This is a genomic window from Rhizobium sp. L43 (assembly GCF_002531725.1).
In the GTDB taxonomy this organism is placed as follows: domain Bacteria; phylum Pseudomonadota; class Alphaproteobacteria; order Rhizobiales; family Rhizobiaceae; genus Rhizobium.
This window is the reverse complement of record NZ_NWSQ01000037.1, coordinates 21530-39759: the sequence shown is the minus strand read 5'-3', so window position 1 is coordinate 39759 and position 18230 is coordinate 21530. Positions and strand designations below refer to the sequence as shown.

The 18230-nt window shown below is 61.4% G+C and carries 16 protein-coding genes; 9 read left to right on the top strand and 7 right to left on the bottom strand.

Annotated features, from left to right (window positions below):
• Positions 1–5 precede the first annotated feature (5 nt).
• On the top strand, positions 6–407 hold the full coding sequence (locus tag CO667_RS31145; RefSeq protein ID WP_097622013.1) for a response regulator: 402 nt from the start codon (positions 6–8) through the stop codon (positions 405–407).
• A gap of 293 nt (positions 408–700) precedes the next feature.
• On the opposite strand, the gene CO667_RS31140 is transcribed toward CO667_RS31145, so the two are convergent.
• Positions 701–2110: a PLP-dependent aminotransferase family protein gene (locus tag CO667_RS31140; RefSeq protein ID WP_097622012.1), complete on the bottom strand. Its 1410-nt coding sequence runs from the start codon at positions 2108–2110 to the stop codon at positions 701–703.
• Between the two features lie 90 nt (positions 2111–2200).
• Between CO667_RS31140 and CO667_RS31135 the strand changes: the two genes are divergently transcribed.
• Positions 2201–3064 carry a DMT family transporter gene (locus CO667_RS31135; RefSeq protein ID WP_097622011.1) on the top strand — a complete coding sequence of 288 codons (864 nt, stop codon included), beginning with the start codon at positions 2201–2203 and terminating at the stop codon, positions 3062–3064.
• Positions 3065–3291: 227 nt separating this feature from the next.
• Positions 3292–3729 (top strand): DUF4168 domain-containing protein, encoded by a 438-nt coding sequence (locus CO667_RS31130; protein WP_097622010.1) that lies wholly within the window; start codon positions 3292–3294, stop codon positions 3727–3729.
• 72 nt (positions 3730–3801) lie between these two features.
• On the opposite strand, the gene CO667_RS31125 is transcribed toward CO667_RS31130, so the two are convergent.
• The 6 genes from CO667_RS31125 to CO667_RS31100 all read right to left on the bottom strand — a co-directional run bounded on the left by CO667_RS31125 (position 3802) and on the right by CO667_RS31100 (position 9250).
• On the bottom strand, positions 3802–4416 hold the full coding sequence (locus CO667_RS31125) for a 3'-5' exonuclease (RefSeq protein WP_097622009.1): 615 nt from the start codon (positions 4414–4416) through the stop codon (positions 3802–3804).
• A gap of 9 nt (positions 4417–4425) precedes the next feature.
• On the bottom strand, positions 4426–5871 hold the full coding sequence (locus CO667_RS31120) for a hypothetical protein (protein WP_097622008.1): 1446 nt from the start codon (positions 5869–5871) through the stop codon (positions 4426–4428).
• Between the two features lie 238 nt (positions 5872–6109).
• Positions 6110–6496 carry a cupin domain-containing protein gene (locus CO667_RS31115; RefSeq protein WP_097622007.1) on the bottom strand — a complete coding sequence of 129 codons (387 nt, stop codon included), beginning with the start codon at positions 6494–6496 and terminating at the stop codon, positions 6110–6112.
• A gap of 148 nt (positions 6497–6644) precedes the next feature.
• Positions 6645–6911, bottom strand: coding sequence for a DUF2277 domain-containing protein (locus CO667_RS31110; protein ID WP_097622006.1), 267 nt, complete (start codon positions 6909–6911; stop codon positions 6645–6647).
• 115 nt (positions 6912–7026) lie between these two features.
• Complete coding sequence (locus CO667_RS31105) at positions 7027–7941, bottom strand: ankyrin repeat domain-containing protein (RefSeq protein WP_097622005.1); 915 nt, start codon at positions 7939–7941, stop codon at positions 7027–7029.
• Positions 7942–8038: 97 nt separating this feature from the next.
• Positions 8039–9250: an ROK family protein gene (locus CO667_RS31100; RefSeq protein WP_097622004.1), complete on the bottom strand. Its 1212-nt coding sequence runs from the start codon at positions 9248–9250 to the stop codon at positions 8039–8041.
• A gap of 195 nt (positions 9251–9445) precedes the next feature.
• On the opposite strand from CO667_RS31100, the gene CO667_RS31095 reads away from it, so the two are divergent.
• From CO667_RS31095 to CO667_RS31070, 6 genes are all read left to right on the top strand, one after another.
• Positions 9446–10720 carry an ABC transporter substrate-binding protein gene (locus CO667_RS31095; RefSeq protein ID WP_097622003.1) on the top strand — a complete coding sequence of 425 codons (1275 nt, stop codon included), beginning with the start codon at positions 9446–9448 and terminating at the stop codon, positions 10718–10720.
• Between the two features lie 334 nt (positions 10721–11054).
• The gene (locus CO667_RS31090) at positions 11055–11939 is read left to right on the top strand and encodes a sugar ABC transporter permease (RefSeq protein WP_097622002.1); all 885 of its coding nucleotides are present in this window, start codon (positions 11055–11057) and stop codon (positions 11937–11939) included.
• On the top strand, positions 11939–12790 hold the full coding sequence (locus tag CO667_RS31085) for a carbohydrate ABC transporter permease (RefSeq protein ID WP_097622001.1): 852 nt from the start codon (positions 11939–11941) through the stop codon (positions 12788–12790). Before CO667_RS31090 ends, CO667_RS31085 begins: the two co-directional genes overlap by 1 nt.
• 40 nt (positions 12791–12830) lie before the next feature.
• Positions 12831–13976, top strand: a complete 1146-nt coding sequence (ugpC, locus tag CO667_RS31080) for a sn-glycerol-3-phosphate ABC transporter ATP-binding protein UgpC (RefSeq protein ID WP_097622000.1) — start codon at positions 12831–12833, stop codon at positions 13974–13976.
• Positions 13977–13993: 17 nt separating this feature from the next.
• On the top strand, positions 13994–16126 hold the full coding sequence (locus CO667_RS31075) for a beta-galactosidase (RefSeq protein ID WP_097621999.1): 2133 nt from the start codon (positions 13994–13996) through the stop codon (positions 16124–16126).
• Positions 16127–16234: 108 nt separating this feature from the next.
• Positions 16235–18124 carry a P-loop NTPase fold protein gene (locus CO667_RS31070; RefSeq protein WP_097621998.1) on the top strand — a complete coding sequence of 630 codons (1890 nt, stop codon included), beginning with the start codon at positions 16235–16237 and terminating at the stop codon, positions 18122–18124.
• The last annotated feature ends 106 nt before the right edge of the window (positions 18125–18230 follow it).

Below are 18230 nucleotides of genomic sequence, written 5' to 3'. Positions count from 1 at the left end.
AGCTTATGGTTACAGTTCTGTGCGTGGAAGACGAAGTCGAGATTCGGAACCTCCTTGTCGAGGAGTTGAACGAAGCCGGCTATAAAACGATCGAGGCCTCGAACGGCGCCGAAGGGCTGGAGATGATCCTGTCGAAATGGCCCGACATCGTCATCAGCGATATTTCGATGCCTGTCATGGACGGGCACCAGCTTCTGGCAGAAATCCAGATCAATCATCCCGAGCTTTCCAACATCCCCTTCATCCTGCTGACGGCGCTGACCGACCGGGAAAACACACTCGCCGGCCTGCGCGGCGGAGCGGCGGACTATCTGACCAAGCCGCTCGACTTCGATCTGCTGCTTGCCAAGCTCGAAGGCTGTGTGACGCGCCTGGAGAACGACAAGGCGGTCAATCGGTCGTTTTGATGGTCGCTGGGGAAGGAAGGACAACGCTCTCCATTTCCGGAAAAGATACTTTCAAGAAGGGCGAGGCGCTGCCGCATATCTCTTCTCCCCAGCGGGGAGAAGTGCCGGAGCGATAGCGAGGCGATGAGGGGGTGAGCGGCAAAGCCGCGAATGCGCTGAGCGCAAGCGAAGGGCAACGTGAAGGGTGCCGTGCGGCCCCCTCATCCGACCCTTCGGGCCACCTTCTCCCCGCCGGGGAGAAGAGGGTGCAAGCCGTTCGCTATTGCCTCGCCACGGACGCTTCATGGCTTCCATTATCCTCGTCCCGCCAGCGCATCCCCCAACACCTCGAACACCCGCGCATCCAGCGTCTGAGACACATTGAAACGCATGAAATTCGTTGCCGATTGCGACAGGCTGAAGGCGTTTCCCGGCGCCAGCACGATCCTCTTTTCCAGTGCGGCCCGCGCCACATCAGCCGCGTCGATGCCGTCGGGCAGGCGGCACCAGAGGAACATTCCGGCCTGCGGCTCCAGCCAGGGCACTATCCCCAAGCTCTTCAGCCGGACCGCGACTTCGCTCATTGCCCGGGAGAGCTGGTGTCTCAGCGTCTCCATGTGTTTGCGATAGCTGCCGTCGCTCAAGACGATCAGCACCAGTTCCGCCGTCAGCCGTCCGCCGCCGAAGGAGGTGGCGATCTTGAGGTCGGTCAGGCCATCGATCCATTCGGGTTTCGCCGCGACGAAGCCGCAGCGGGCCGAGGCCGACAGGGTTTTCGAAAAGCTGCCGATGTGGATGACCCGCTCCAGCCCGTCGAAGGCGGCAAGGCGGGGCGCCGGCGTATATTCGAAATCGGCAAAGATATCGTCCTCGATGATGGTCAGGTCGAACTGGTCGGCGAGTTTCAGCAGCCGGTGGGCGGTCACCGGGGAAAGCGTTGCGCCTGTGGGATTGTGGATGGCGGAGTTGGTGATGTAGAGCCGCGGCCGCTCTTCGGCGGCGACTTGCGCGAACAGCTCGATATCGGGACCGGACGGGGTGTAGGGGACGCCGACGATCTTTGCCCGGTGGGCGCGCAGCAGCGCATGGAAATTGAAATAGCAGGGGTCGTCGACCAGCACCGTGTCGCCGGGTTCCAGCAGGAAACGGCAGAGCAGATCGATTGCCTGCGTGCCGGAATCGGCCAGCATGATCTGCTCAGGGGAGGCTTCGATCCCCCGTTCGCCCATGCGCCGCGAAATCAGCTGGCGCAGCTGCGGTAAGCCGAGCGGCGAGCTGTAATCGGCAAGTGCTGCCCCGTCGGCGCGGGCAAGCGTCCTCAGCCCGCGGCGCATGCCTTCGCCCGGCAGCCAGGAGGGTGGCAGCCAGCCGCAACCGGGCTTCAGGTCGGTTTCGTCAGCCTCCAGTGATTGCCGCGATATCCAGAACGGATCGACGGCGCGGTCGAGCCTCGGCCCGGCCTCGGCAAGCGCAAAGGGGGCTGCCTGATTGGCGACATAAAACCCTGAACCCGGTCTTGCCAGGATCGCGCCTTCGGCGACCAACCGCTCATAGGCGTCGACGACGGTCGATGTCGACAGCTTCAACGTTGCCGCCAGTCCCCGGACCGAAGGCAGCTTGGCGCCCGGTGTCAGGCTGCGCCCGGCGATGCGCTGCCTGATCGTCGCGACGACCATCTCCACGCGTGTGCGTCCTTCGTTCATCTGTATTGCTTTCTGAACCATTACAGTTTTGCAAAATTGTATCAGACTGTCACTGTCATGGCCATCGCTGTTGGCCGATAAGGACCAGATAGTGAAGGAGCGCAGCGCATCATGGACCGCATGGCATCGGGATGGATCAATGGTTTTATCGGGGTGGTGATCTTCAGCGGATCACTGCCGGCGACGCGCGTGGCGGTGATGCAGTTCGATCCCGTCTTCCTGACCGTGGCGCGCGCGGCGATCGCCGGCATTCTGGCGCTTAGCCTGCTGATCGCCTTCCGGGAGAAGCGGCCGAGCGGGCGCGATCTGCTCTCCCTTGTCGTCGTCGCGCTCGGCGTCGTGGTCGGCTTCCCCCTGCTGACGGCGCTGGCGCTGCAGCACGTCACGTCAGCCCATTCGATTGTCTTCGTCGGTCTCTTGCCGCTGGCAACGGCGATCTTCGGCGTGATCCGCGGCGGAGAACGGCCGAAGCCGGCATTCTGGCTGTTTTCCATCCTGGGCAGCGCGCTGGTGGCGGGCTTCGCGCTGACGCAAGGGCTGACGGCGTCACCGATCGGCGACCTCTTGATGCTGGCGGCGATCATCGTCTGCGGCCTCGGCTATGCCGAAGGCGGCAGGCTGTCGCGCACACTCGGCGGCTGGCAGGTGATTTCCTGGGCGCTGGTGCTGTCGCTGCCGGTGATGGTCGCGGTTGCGCTTTTGCATCGGCCGGCGAGCTTTTCCGGCATTGAAACGCCGGCGCTGCTCGGCCTTGCCTATGTCTCGCTGTTTTCCATGCTGATCGGCTTCATCTTCTGGTATCGCGGCCTGTCGCAGGGCGGCATCGCCGCCGTCGGCCAGTTGCAGCTGCTTCAGCCGTTCTTCGGCCTGGCGCTTGCCGCCACCCTGCTGCACGAGCCTGTGACCTGGGCCATGCTGGCCGTTACCGTCGCGGTCATCCTGTGCGTGGCTGGCGCCCGGCGGTTTGCAAGATAGGGTGGTTGACCCGGTCGCACCAAGCGTTGGGGTGAAGGCGCGCTGACCAGCAGCCGGCCGTCGACGGTCACAAAGCCGCCGCTCAATCGTCAGCAAATCGCCCCGTTACCGCCGCACCGTGCCCTCTTAAAGGTTCCATCGTTGCGACCTCGCCAGCCCCAGCGGCTGAGCGATCGACCGAGGCGGTCCTGCTGCCGATCAAATCATGCACGTGAAAAGGAACGAATATGATCACTCGTTACACACCCGTCGCAACGATGACCGCTGCGGTCTTCAGCCTGCTTGCTTTCAGCCCGGCATCCGCTCAGCAGCAGCCGGCACAAGGCCAGGCGCCGATGCAGGGACAGAGCGGCGGCAACGGTGCGGCCGCCCCCGTCAGCGATCAGAAAATCGAGGCCTTTGCCGTTGCCTATCTGCAGGTCGACAAGGTCAGGCAGGAATATTCGGCCAAGATCGGCGCGACGAAGGACGAGGCTGCCAAGCAAAAGCTGCAGGAAGAAGCCAAGAAGCAGATGGTCGACACCGTCGAAGCCTCCAACGGCATCTCCGTCGAGGAATATTCCTCGATTCTGACCGCCGCCCAGAGCGACCCGGCCCTGGCCAAGAAGGTTCTGGAAAAGATCGGCACGCCGCCGCCGGCGGCGCCAGCGCAACAGCAGCAATAAGCTGCCCGCCCTAAGAAAGCAGTGCCCGCCGTTTGGCCGGTCGCTGCTTCAAGCCCCTCTTGTCTCGTGCCTTCAGAGCCGATCGAAAACCTCGGGCTGCAATTTCCCGATCTTCATCAGATGCTGCAGCGTGTATGATAGCGACAGAGCATCGTCGAGCCCGTCATGCGCCTGCAATGGAGGATGGTCGACGTTGTAGTAGTCGGCCAGCTTGTTGCTGGGCGTCTTTGCCAAATCCTCGATCGGCATGCCCGCTGCGATGAGAAGCTTGACGGCGTTGTCGAACCGGCGGGCCGGGATGGAGGGCTGAATGCCTGCGACATAGCAGCTGATGGCCACCATGTTCATCTCATCCTTACCCCAGGACCAAAACCGGGCGCCGCCCGAAAAGCTGTCGATACCGGAAAGCGCATCCTCCAACGCCACGCCATGAGCGTCGATATCCTCTTCGGTGATTCCGGTCAGATGGGTGAAATAAGGATCGAGCGGATACCGCTTGCCGAAGCGATCGACGGGCCTGATATAGGATTTGTACGTACCAAGGATCGGAAACTCGCCTTCGAGACCGAGCTTGACGGCTCCGATCTGCGCAATGACGGGATCGGGATCATGGGCCGCGCACCAAAATCTGCGCTGTGAGCCTTCGAGGCACAGAAATTCACAGTCGAATATGATGGCGGTCTTCATGGTCGACGCTCACTCCGTGTCGAATTTAAAGATCGGTTGACCTTGGAGCGTTGCGGCCTCTGTCGGGTGGTAGAGGTAGGCGGCGCAGGCGCGGTCGAGGCGGATGGCGAAATCATTGGCCACGGAGACGCGAGTTTGGCCGGCGGGAGCCTGCTCGACGAATGCTCGCAATGCCGGCTGGTTCGCTTTGGCAAAAAGAAGTTCCGACACCATCCCGAACGTTGCCGGGGCGGCGGCGAGGGCGGGCGAAACAGCTCCATCGCGAACCTTCGTGGCCAGATCGCTCCAGCGCGGCCAATCGGCCTTGATCTTGTCAGACACGCCGACGGGCCACAGCGGGATGTCGCTCACCTTGCCTGTTACGTAAGGCTGCAATGCCTCGATCACCAGAAGCTGGTCAATGACGTCTCGTAACATGAAGGCGCCCGAAGACCTGACATACCGCCGGCCGGCATAAGGCAAGATGTCAAGCAAAGACTCGACCTGGGGCCGACCGAGAAAATAGGTAGCGCTTCGATAGGCGAACAGCCATGCGGTATCCATACTGCCGTTTCTTTTGATTGCGCCGCTCTGGATTTGCGACAGCAGGGTACGGGCGGCGCGCTCAAGGTTTCTGAACTGCCCCGCGGTGTCCATCAATCTGACCAAAAAGTCCTGCTCGGGCTCGAAAGCGGAGGCCATTTGAACCGAGTGGATTCTGCTCTCCTCGCCAGTCGAATAGCTATCTTGACGCTCTATTCCCGGATTGCCGACCATGGCCCGCATCTTGCTGGCGTCGAAGGTCAGCAGTCTTGGGATTTGTATTCCCTTGTTGCGAACCAGAAATGCGTTCCATGCCTGTGGGCTGCTTTCGCTGGCCGCGACAAGGGCTGAGGCCGAAAATAAACCTTGGGCTTCCGCGGCAAGGGCGACCTTCTCCTTGAATTCGTCCGGCTGGTCGATGATGGCCGTCGCAATGGAGCTTGGCGTGTTGCTGAGTTGCAGGATTGGACTGCTCCTCGTTTCTGTCGCGATATCCGCGAGCCGCTTCATCAGGGCATCAGGGGTTCTTTCGTTCAGCAGAAAGGCACGAATGGTCGATGGCCCAAGCGTGGTAACGAGCCTATCGAACCCTTCTTGGCCGAGCGCGGCGATCGTCGCCGAGTAACCTTCCCGGTGGATGTGCCAAGCATAGGCAAGGTCATCGGCGCTATGAACATTCGATGCGAGCAAGGTCTGCAGGAGGCTGCGGATTTCTTCGTCCGGAAGCGTCGCATAGCGGATCTTCAGATATGCAGCCTCCGCGCCGTACCGACGCGCGATTAGCGGCGGCAAGGCGGCGCGGTCGGCAAGAACGATATCGCTGAAGGAGAGGATCGTTTCTCTCTGCGGGCAGGTATTATCCGCAGCAAGCGCAGACCAGGAGACACAGGACAATAGAAAAAGGCTGAAAAATCCAGTGAATACGCGAAGCATCATTATTCCTTTGTCGTCCCTGATGCAGCCCCTGAATCGGAGTGCGACCGCCGGCCAGAGAATATGCAGCGGTCGGGTGCGCGGAAAGGGGTGACTCGGGAAAGTGGTAGGTTTTTCTCGTGGTTCGGCGATGGTTTTAACGCGAAGCGGCAGCTCTCCCAGCCAATGTACCGCTACGTCCCATCTGGCTGTCGCCGCCTTCTCCCCGAGAGGAGAAGGGATGAGGCGCTAGGTGGTCTCACTTGGCAGGCACGACGAGCGTCTCGCCCTTGCGGACGATGTAGGTCGCCAATTCCGACGCCTTGCCGCTGCCGACGTTCTTCGCCGAGTGGACGGTGCCGGAGGGAATGAACAGGGATTGGCCGGGCTTGAGGATCACGGGCTGCCTGCCTTCGAGCTGGTATTCCAGCGTGCCCTCGATGACGAAGGCGACTTCCTCGCCGGGATGCGAGTGGTTCGGCGCGAGAACGCCCGGGGCGATATCGACGCGGACCTGGACGACCTCGTGGCCGGGCACGTCGATATCGTTCTGGATGAGGTCGGTGCGCTGTATCGGCTGTTCCGCATGTGCTGCTGCCGCGCCGCCGAGAACGAGGGCTAGCGCCATAGCCTGGATCATTTTCATCTTGTCATCCTTCCTGAATTGACCATTTGTCGGCTCATGGCCGCACCGGTATTTCAGTCGATGATTGAACCAGGGATGTGTCTGGAAACCCCCATTTTTGTAAGCGAGTGTATCGAGAGACCTGACTAAGATCTCTCATGGACCTTTCTTATGCGAACCGGATCGCGCTTCTCTCGCGCGCCTTCGCCGCTACTTCCTCGCGGTCGCGAGGCGGTTGAGACGTCTCCAGTGAATCGAGCAGTTCGCGGGCGCAAGTAGCGATCGAACTGACGGCGCGTTCGAACGCCACCTCATTGCGCTTCGACGGTTTGGTCGCTCCGCTCAGCTTGCGCACGAACTGGAGCGCGGCATCGTGAATCTCTTCGTCCGTCGCCGGCGGATCGAAATTGAACAGAGGTTTTATGTTTCGGCACATGGCTTGCTCACGGTCGTTTCTGTTTGCCAATGGGGGGAAGCGGTCTGGTATGAAAGGTAGTCGCGTGAGCGCGAAATGCAACCGGCCCGCGGAAGTGGCCGACAGACCACACCGCTCAGGGCAGCGGAGCCGGCGCGTCGCTCAGCGTTCTGAGATAAGCGATCACATTCAGGCGGTCGGCTTCATCGGGCGCGCCGCGAACGTCCATGTTGACGCCGGGCGTCGTGAGGGTCGGTCCGGCGATGAAAATGTTGAGGTCCTCGTAGGTCCATGAGCCCGGCCAATCCAGCAGGGTTTTGGAGTAGCCGCCGAACTTGGTTGAGGCCTTGTCGTGCCCAACGACGTTCCACAGGTTGGGGCCTTTGCGGGAAGGTATATCCTGCGGACGTTTGCCATGGCAGCTGACGCAGTTGGCGGCAAAGAAGGCCGCGCCCTTTGCAGGATCAGCTTTTGCCAGTTTCGCGGAAATCGGTTGGGGCTTCTGTATTATGACACCGTGCGCCAAGAGGTAGTCGGCGATTTCGGCGCGATCGTCGTGTCTGGCCAGATGATAGGCCGTCATGATGGCAGGGTTGCGGGTTGGGTCTCCCCGTACCCAGATGGCGTTGACATCTGCGCCTGCTTCCACGAGCAGCTTGACGCAGTCGAGACAGTTGCCGGCGACTGCGAAGTGCAGCATACGTTCGCCCCTCGCGGCGGCATTGGGATCGGCGCCGTGCGCCAACAGCAACCGCATGAGGTCGGCGGAACCGGTGAGGACGGCAGCAGTCAAAGGCAGGCCGAGGCCGGATTCCTTGTTCACGTTTGCTCCGCGCTTGATCAGCAATTCCGCGGCATCGGTATGGCCGCTGCGGACTGCGAGCAGCAGAGCTGTGGCTCCCTTGTCCTGCTCCTCGATGTCGGCCCCTTGATCGAGGGCCGCCGCGATTGCGGTCACGTCGCCGCTCTTGGCCGCCTCGTGAAGCTGGCGGGCATCGGACGCTGCAAGAACACTCAAGTAGATGAATATGCCCCCTATCAGCCCGCGCATCTCGCTCTCCCCCGGCTAATTTGGCGGGCCAGAAGTATATACCCGATCCCGTCGGGCGAACAGCCCGGAGTGGGTCGGATCGCGTGCCGTGCAGGCCTCAAGCCGCCGAGGTCGAGCCTCTCACGCCCAGCGTCGCAATATCCGTCACCCCGCCCGATGATTCAAAATCGAAGATCTTCTGGGTCACCAGCGCGGCCGCGCCCCTTGCCCAGGAATTATCCTCCCAGTCGGGCAGCAGCGGCGGGGCGGTGCGGAAGGTGCGGGCGGCGAGGGCTTCGCGCAGCGGCGTCAGGAAGGCATCGCCGAGCGAGACGGCTTCGCCGCCGGCGACGATGACTTCGGGGTCGGTGATGTTGACGAGGTTGGCAAGGGCGGTGCCGATGCCGCGGCCGGAATCGGCGACCAGCGCGGTGGCGGTGGTGTCGCCTGATGCGAGCGCTTCGCAGAGTTCGGGCAGGCCGAGTTCCTCACTGCTGCCGGTTGCCTCGCGCCAGCGGCGCAGCATCGAGAGTTCCGAGTGATAGGCCATCAGGCAGCCGCGCTTGCCGCATTCGCAAAGCCGGCCGTTCTCTTCGAACAGCGTGTGGCCGAACTTGCCGGCCGCACCGTTTGCGCCGCGATAGAGCTTGCCGTCGATGACAAGGGCGCAGCTGATGCCGACTCCGACGGCCAGCACCGCCATGTTGCGGTGCTGGCGGCCGAGGCCGAAGAGCTGCTGGGCGATGGCATAGGCGTTGGTATCGTCTTCCAGCCAGACCGGCACATGCACGCGGCTGGCGACCAGCGAGGCGAGGGGGACGTTGTCCCATTGGAAGCGGTGGCTGCGCACGCAGGCGGTCTGCTCGTGGTTGATGACGCCGGGCATGGAGATGCCGATGCCGGCGAGCCTGGCTTTCGGCCGGCCGGCGAGTTTCACCAGTTCGGGCACGGTGCCCGCCAGCAGGTCGGCGACCTTATCGGGGTCGTGGCCGCCGAGGCTTACCCGCATGGCGGCGACCGGGTTGGTAGCAAGGTCGGTCGCCACGCATTCCACCGAATCCACCATCAGCTTGAAGCCGATGGCGAGTGCATGCTCGTAGTTGATGTCGACAGGGATCGGCCGACGGCCGGCGGGGCCGGGCACGGACTGTCCTTCGATGACGATGCCTTCCTGCAGCAGGTCGGCAATGACAAAGGTCACGGCGGCCGGGCTCAAGCCGATGACGGTGGCGATGTCGGCGCGGCTCCTCGGCCCCTCACGCCTGAGGAGGTTGAGAATGAGGCGTCGGTTCATGGCTCTCGCCGTGGTCTGGTCGCCTTTGAGCTTCACTTTGCATTCCTTAATTTTGTAAATTAATTATTGCGGGCTGCAAAGATCTATGCATAAGTTCGGCCGCGGATCAACTCAGCCAGGCGGATTATCGCTCTAATCGCCGAGTGGATCGCCGCGTTGAAAACCTGGTCGGTCGTTTCATGGAGGAGGCGGCGGTCGGGAGATGTCGATCGATCAACTGGGAGGAATTCAATGGCATTTTTGAAGCAATTTCCGTCGACCACCCGCAGACGCTTCCTGAAGGGCGCGGGCCTGGTTTCTGCCGCGGCTGTTGCCGGCAGCTTCTCGATCCCTGCGATCGCGCAGGCGCAGGAAGTCACGATGATCTCGGCCGAAAACAATGGCGCCGCGCTCGACGCGCTGAAGGCGATCGCCGCGGGCTTCAGCAAGGAAGCCGGCGTCAATGTCGTCATCAACAATATGGATCACGAGGCCCACAAGACGGCGATCCGCAATTATCTCGTCGCCGGCGCCCCCGATGTCTGCTCCTGGTTTTCCGGCAACCGCATGCGTGCCTTCGTCAAGCGTGGCCTGTTCGACGACATCTCCGATCTCTTCGAGAAGGAAAAGTACAAGGATGTGCTGGGGGCGACGGCCGGCGCCGTTACCGAAGACGGCAAGCAGTACGGCCTTCCCACAGGCGGCACGCTCTGGGGCATGTTCTATCGCAAGGACGTGTTCGAGCAGCACGGGCTGACCGTGCCGAAGACCGCCGAGGAATTCATGGCCTATGGCGACAAGTGCAAGGCGGCTGGCATTACCCCGGTTGCGATCGGCACCAAGGAATTGTGGCCGGCGGCCGGCTGGTTCGATCAGATGAACCTTCGCATCAATGGTCTCGACAAGCACATGGCGCTGATGAACGGCGAGATGAGCTATCTCGATCCGTCGCTGACCGATGTTTTCGACCAGTGGGAAGCGATGATATCGAAGGGCTTCTTCACGCCGAACCACACCTCCTTCGGCTGGCAGGAGGCCGCGGCCCTTCTGGCGCAGAAGAAAGCCGGCATGATGAATCTCGGCGCCTTCCTGCGCTCGGCCTTCACCGAAGCGGACCTGCCGCAGCTTGGCTACGCGACCTTCCCGGTGCTCGACGCCAAGGTCGGCCATTTCGAGGAATTCTCGGTCAATTCGATCCACATTCCCGCCAAGGCCAAGAACAAGCAGGGCGCGCGCGAATTCCTCGCCTATTTCTACAGGCCGGAGAACCTGGCCGCCTATCTGGAGCCGGGCGGTAATGTGCCGCCGCGCCACGACCTGCCGCCGAGTAAGGACCCGCTCGTCAATGTCGCGGTGGAGACGATGAAGACGGTGCAGGGCACGTCGCAATATTACGACCGCGACAGCGATCCCGACATGGCCCAGGCCGGCCTCGTCGGCTTCCAGGAGTTCATGGCCAAGCCCGACCGGCGCAAGGCCATCCTCACGCGGCTCGAGGGGACGCGGAAGCGGATTTATAAGATCTGAGAGTGCTTGCGGCTTGCTGCGGACCGCGCTCCTCACTCGACGTCATCCTCGGCCTTGTGCCGAGGATCTGCTGCCCTATCGACGGGAGGTAGATGCTCGGGACAAGCCCGAGCATGACGAAGAAGGGGGTGGTGGGCTTTGCCAGCCGAGGGCGTCACTCCGCGCCCGCCTTCCACTCGACGTCATCCTCGGCCTTGTGCCGAGGATCTACTGCCCTATCGACCGGGGGCAGATGCTCGGGACAAGCCCGAGCATGACGAAAGGAGGGGTTGGCGGACTTTGACGGCGGCCTGTGGGGCGGCAAAGCCCATACGAACAACATGAGGCTCCTGAAATGCAGACATTATGGCGCCGCCAGCGGTGGTGGCTGACCCCGACCTTGCTCATCGCACCTGCGATCCTGCTGTTTTCTACCGTCATTCTGCTGTCGGCGGTCCGGAGCGTGTGGATCAGCCTGCACGAGTGGGACGGTTTCGGGCCGATGGTCTGGATCGGGCTCGGCAATTACGTCGAGCTATACAACGATCCGCAATTCTACGTGTCGCTGAAGAACAATCTGATCTGGCTTGTCATGTTCATGGCCGCGCCGCCGATCGGGCTTGCCATCGCGCTGCTGGTCAACCAGAAAATCCGCGGCATGCGCTTCCTGAAGTCGCTGTTCTTCATTCCGCTGGTGCTGGCCTCGGTGACGGTGGGGGTCGTCTTCACCTGGGTCTATACGCCGGAATTCGGGCTGCTGGCGCTGATCTATAGGGCATTCGGAGCGGTGGCGCCGGCGGTTCTCTCCGACGAGCATTTCGTCACCTTCGCGATCGTCATCGCCGCACTCTGGCCGCAGATCACCTTCTGCATGGTGCTTTATCTCGCCGGCCTCAACAACTTAAGCGAAGAACTGATCGGGGCGGGCCGCGTCGACGGGGCGAGAGGCTGGAACATGCTCTGGCATATCGTGCTGCCGCAACTGACCCAGGTGACCTTCATCGCCATTGCCGTCACCGTCGTCGGTGCCTTGCGCTCCTTCGACATGGTGTCGGTGATGACATCAGGCGGCCCATTCGGATCGTCCTCGGTGCTCGCCTATCAGATGTACGAGCAGTCGATCTTCTCCTACCGCTTCGGCTACGGCGCGGCGATCGCCTCGGTGCTGTTCGTGATCATGGCCGTCTTCATCGCCTGGTATCTCAGCCACATCATCCGCAGCGAAGAGAGGGGAGGCTGATGTATCCTCGTCCCATTCCCGAGGCCGCCGTCTGGCAGCGCCGCCTCTATGTGTTCGCCGTCGTCATCGTGCTGCTGCTCTGGCTCTGCCCGCTGATTGCCATCATCCTCACCTCCTTCCGCACGACCGAGGATGTCATGGGCGGCAATCTGTGGGGATGGCCGACCGGCATCGGCGTGATCGACAATTATACCGATGTCTTCACCCAGACGCCGATGGCCCGCTACTTCCTCAACAGCCTGATCATCACCATTCCCTCTCTCATCGGCGTGCTGGCGCTCTCGACGCTCGCCGGCTACGTGCTGTCGCGCTACCGCTTTCGCGGCAACATGCTGATCTTTGCACTCTTCGTCGGCGGCAATTTCCTGCCGCATCAGATCATGATGATCCCGGTGCGCGACCTGATGGTGCGGCTCGACCTGATCGACACGACGGCGGCGCTGATCATCTTCCACGTCGCCTTCCAGACGGGTTTTGCGACACTCTTCATGCGCAATTTCATCGCCGCACTGCCCGATGAACTGTTCCAGGCGGCGCGGGCCGAGGGGGCGTCTCCCTTCCAGACGCTCGTGCATGTGGCGATCCCGCTGGTGCGGCCGGCGCTGGCGGCACTTGCCATCCTGATCTTCACCTTCATCTGGAACGACTATTTCTGGGCGGTGGTGCTGACCGTCAGCGACAGCGTCAAGCCGGTGACCGCCGGCCTTGCCAATCTGCGCGGCGAATGGGTCTCGGCCTGGAATCTCATTTCCGCCGGCACCATCGTCGTCGCCGTGCCGCCCGTCGTGATGTTCTTCCTGATGCAGCGGCACTTCATCGCCGGCCTGACCATGGGGGCGGTGAAGGGATGAACAATCGGCAGTCCAAAGTTTCAACAGAAGAGAGCCAGACATGACCAGTCTCGAACTCCGTGAGATCAACAAGAACTACGGCGCCTATCATGCGCTGCGCGGCATCGACCTTTCGGTCGCGCAAGGCGAGTTCATCGTCATGGTCGGCCCGTCGGGCTGCGGCAAGTCCACGCTTCTGAAATCGATCGCCGGGCTGGAGCAGATTTCCTCCGGCCAGATCCTGATCAACGGCCGCGACGTCAGCAAACAGGAGCCGGGCGATCGCGGCATCGCCATGGTCTTCCAGTCCTACGCGCTCTATCCGCACATGACGGTGGCGGAGAACATGGGCTTCGGCCTCAGGATGGCCAAGCGCCCGAAGGCCGAGATCGAGGCGGCTGTCGCGCGCGCCGCCAAGATCCTGCGGATCACCGACCAGCTCGACAAGCGGCCGAAGCAGCTTTCCGGCGGCCAGCGGCAGCGCGTGGCGATCGGCCGGGCGATCACCCGCTCGCCCGAGGTCTTCCTGTTCGACGAGCCGCTGTCGAACCTCGATGCGGCGCTCCGGACCCAGATGCGCGTCGAGCTCAGCAGCCTGCATGCCGAGCTCGGCGCCACCATGGTCTACGTCACCCACGACCAGGTGGAGGCGATGACCATGGCAAGCCGCATCGTCGTCCTGAACCAGGGGGTGATCGAGCAGGTCGGCTCGCCGCTGGAGCTTTACCGCAACCCCGACAATCTCTTCGTCGCCGGTTTCCTCGGCGCACCCAGAATGAACTTCCTCGGCGTCACCGTCGATGGCGTGTCCGGCCGCAATGTCACAGTCTCGGCGCCAGGCCTGGTGCCGGTGACGGTGGAACTGGCGGAGGCGACAGCGCTGCCGAAAGGCGCCAGCCTGACGCTCGGTGTCCGGCCGGAGAACATATCGATGGTCGCCGATGGCGGCGAGGGCGGGGCGATCCACGGCCAGGTCAGGCTCGTCGAGCATCTCGGCCGCGAAACCATCCTCTATGTCGACGCCGGCAATCTCAGGACCATCGCCTCGGAGAGCGGCACCGGCAATATCACGGTGCAGCTGAGTTACGTGGCGCCCTTTGCCGCCGAGCAGAACGTCGCGCTGAAGCTCGATGCCCGGGAACTCTATCTCTTTTCATCCGATGGCGGACGCACGATCAGCGCCCGCAAAACCATCCTCGACAGATAATCACAGGAAACCTCACCGTGTCCGACAAGACCCTCTCCGCATGGAACCCCGTCAAAACCGACCGCTTCCTCGTCGGTGCGCCGCACTATCCCGAGCATGTCGACGAAAGTTACTGGGAGCGCGACGCCGAGCGCATGGCGAAGGCCGGCTTCAACGTGGTCAGAATGGCCGAATTCGCCTGGCATATTCTCGAGCCGAAGCTCGGCACCTACAATTTCTATCTCTTCGACCGCGCCATATCAATGCTCGGCCGCTACGGCATCGACACGATCATGTGCACGCCGACGGCCACCCCGCCGCGCTGGCTGACAGCGGCACACCCTGAAATTCTAAGGGTCGATGGCAAGGGCCGGCCAATGAGCCACGGCTCGCGCCAGCACTGCGACACGGCAAGCCCCGTTTTCCGCGAACACAGCAAGCGCATCACCAGGGCGATGGCCGAGCATTATCGCGGCAATCCCTTCGTCGTCGGCTGGCAGACCGACAACGAGCTCAACACCAGCATGCCGGAGAGCTTTTCCCAAGCGACGCTCACCGAATTCCAGGCCTTCCTCGCCGGCAAATACCGCGAGATATCAAAGCTCAACGCCGCCTGGGGCGGCGATTTCTGGGCGACGGCCTATGACAGCTTCGATCAGGTGGTGCTGCCGATCGAGTTCGGCCCGACCTTCCCGAGCCCCGGCCATCTGCAGGATTACCACCGCTTCCTCGCCTTCTCGACGGCGCGTTTCCAGCATGATCAGGTCGAGATCCTGCGAGATGTGAAGCCTTCCTGGTTCGTCTTCCACAATCTCGGCGGCCTGAGGGATATCGATTTCCGCGGCCAGTTCGGCACGGATCTCGATTTCGTCGGCTACGACATCTATCCGATGCTCTATGACGAGTTCATGCGGCTCGGAAACCATGCCAAGGTGCAGGCACTGCATCTCGATATCTGCCGCGGCTTTTCCGGCAATTACATCGTGCCCGAGCAGCAATCCGGCTTCGGCAGCCAGCCGGGCTTCTGCACGCTGACGCCGGAACCGGGCGAGCTGCGCCGCATGGCGCTCTCCTCGGTCGCCCATGGCGCCGACGGGTTGATGTTCTTCCGCTGGCGGCCGGCCCATTTCGGCGCCGAGATCTACTGGATGGGCATCATCGACCATGACGATATCGGCCGCCATCGCTATGAGGAGGCCAAGCGCTTCGCGACCGAGATGACGGCGCTGGCGCCCAAGATCCTCGGCACCTATGTGCGCATGGATGTCGGCATCGCCGGCTCCGACTTCGACAATCAGGAGGCCCACAAGACCTATCCGATCGGCCTGCCAAGCCCGCAGGACGATGCGATCCTGCTGCACCAATATTGCTATGACAGGGGCATCGCCTGTGGCTTCATCCATCCCGAGGACGATCTATCGAAGCTGAAGCTCTTCTATGTCCCCCATTGGGTGATGTGGAAGGACGAATGGACGGCGAGGCTCGAAGCCTTCGCTGAGGCAGGCGGCACCGTCGTCATCGGCGCGCGCACCGGCACCCGCAACCAGGACAACCACGTCATCCGCGAGACCGCGCCGGGCACCGCGCTTTCGAAGCTGACGGGCGTGCGCGTCGAAGATTTCGGCCGTCTCACCGCCCCCGGCGCCAACGGCCTCTTCGACGTGATGGAGCGCTCCGGCGGCCTTGTCATTCCGCCGAACAAACCGGCCGAAAGCAACCGCCGCCAGCGCCTGTTCAAGATCGGCAACCGCGAAATGACGGCCGGCCATTTCTACGAAAACCTCACCATCGACCCCGACGTCGAAGTGATCGCCGCCTGGTCCAACCGCTACGCCGAAGGTCAGCCGATGGCGACCTCCCGCAAGGTGGGTAAGGGCCAGGTGGTCTATCTCGGCACCTATCTCACACCTGATCTGACCGAGGCGCTCACCGAACGCTTGTTCGCCCCCGCTGGCATCGAGCCGCTGGTCGGCGGGCTGCCCGAGGGCGTGGAGGTGACGATGCGGATGAACGACGAGCGGCGGCTGCTGTTTGTGCAGAATTATATGGATCAGGCGGTGACGGTGGGTGGGGTGCCTGCCGGGCGGGATCTGCTGGATGGAGAGAAGATGGTGGCGGGGAGGCTGGAGCTTGAGGGGTATGGGTGTGCGATTGTGGAGTTGGCGGGGTGAACGGCTGACGAGGGCGTCCACGTATGTTCTTGGCGATGAATCCTTGGACGAGCGCTGTCATTTGAGGCATACGTTCATTTCAAAAATTGCACCGGAGCTAGATGCGCGATGAACGAACACGCCACCAAAGTTCTCGATGCGTATCTCGATGCCGACACGTTGTCTGTTCCTCATGCCGTCTTGATCGAGGGGCGTTGGGGAAGCGGCAAAACCTATTTCTTGCAGAACGTCTATGAGCCAGCCCGCATAAAGCAGATGAACGCGGAAGGCCGTCACCATACCCCTTTCCTTTTTGTCAGTCTGTTCGGTGCGGCCTCTGCAAAGGACGTGGAGATGCGTATCTACAAGACCGCCTGTCCGGGGGAGGCGGTCGCCGGTGGAATCGCTGGGACTATTGCAATCGGCATAGGAGAAATCTTCCGTGTCAAGGACGCAACCAAGACGGCGCTAGAGAAGTTCGGCGAGAACGCAATCAAGCGATTGCGTGATTATGTCTTCGTTTTTGACGACTTGGAGCGCGTGGAGAGGCAAGCCTTCGGAGAGGTGATGGGTCTCGTCAATTCGTTCGTAGCTGAACATGGTCGCCATGTGTTGTTGGTGACGGATGAGGAGAAGCTGAAAGACCTCGTCGGTGGAGGGATCTGGAAGGATCAGAATGAAAAGATTGTCGGTAGGAGAGCCCGTATCGAGGCCGATCTGGAAAGCGTAATCCGGAGTTCGGTGAGAGATTTGCCGAACGGTCTATCGAAAGAGCTTATGACCAATAAGGTTGGTGATCTGCTTGAGATTGCACGGAGTTCGAAAGTTGAGAACCTGCGTAACCTCAGTTGGGCGATGCACAACGCCGCTGTCTTCGTGGACTGCCTGATCGCCGACAGCGAGATCCCTGAATCCCATGTCGTATGGACGATGGGCGTCGTGCTCGCGACAACTTTATGGATAAGGTCGGGACTGCTTGATTCTGAAACGCTGAGGAAACTTCCGGGGCTTTCAATCTCTCTCGCAGTCCATTCGATTAGTGACAGAAATCAAAACACTCCACTAGAACCGCTGCTGGCGAAGGCAAAAGCCTTTTCGGACACCTTTGCGTCGCTTTCTGTCGATGCTCCACCAGTAGATTATGAGTTCGTCAAAGGATTTGAAAACAGCGGAGTACTCGATCGCGATCAGGTGAATCTGTGGATCAAGTCTCAATTTGGATTCGGAAAAGAGTACACTGAGGCATCTTGGCGCAAGCTATGGCACAGCCACGACAGGCCGATAGCAGAAACCGAACAGGCTATAGCCGACCTCAGCAATGAACTCGCCCAACGCATCCATACGGAACTCGGCCCAATCCTCCATTCCGCCGGCTTGGCGATCAGGCAATGGGCGGTCAATGATCGAAGGCTGACCGATAGGGAGGAGGTGGTGGCGTTCTTCAAACGCTATATCGACGAGCTTGCTGACAAGCGCCTGCTGGAAAGAAGCAAGTTCGGTCACTTTCCTGCGGTTTCCGACAGCCACGGTGGCCTAGGTTTCAGTTCACACGAGACGGATGAGTTTCAAGAAATTCTCCGGTATATCCACACTCGGTCGCAAGAGGCAGCGGCTTTCGACCTTCAAGCACGGGCCGAGTCCGTGCTGAGTGAAGCGGAAGCAGGCGATTTGGACGCCCTTTTCAAGTTTGTACGTACCGACGACTACGAACTGTCCGCAGAGCCGATCCTGACGAATATACCCGTGGATAGGCTCGCTACGCTCATGGCTCAGGACGTTCCACAACTGAATGCTGGTTCGAAACTGTTGGCCTATCGGTACCACCGAGCAAGAGATGGAGACCCTTTACTTCAGGAACTTCAGTGGGCGCGGGGCGTCTATGCCGCAGTCGTGGAAAAGCTCAGCCACTGGGATGAGCCTCACAGAACAATGGCCTTAAAATCTTTGACAGGTCTTATCCGCCATTACGAGGACGGTAAGAGGCCTGATGAAATGATCATTCCACCTGAACAGTGCTAGACGGGAATGAAAAATCCTTCAAGCTACCTCGTCCTGTGCTTGGAGGGGGTAGGTGGTCTGCGAAGACATCAGGCGTGACCTAGACGGTCGACTTAACTTGGGGCCT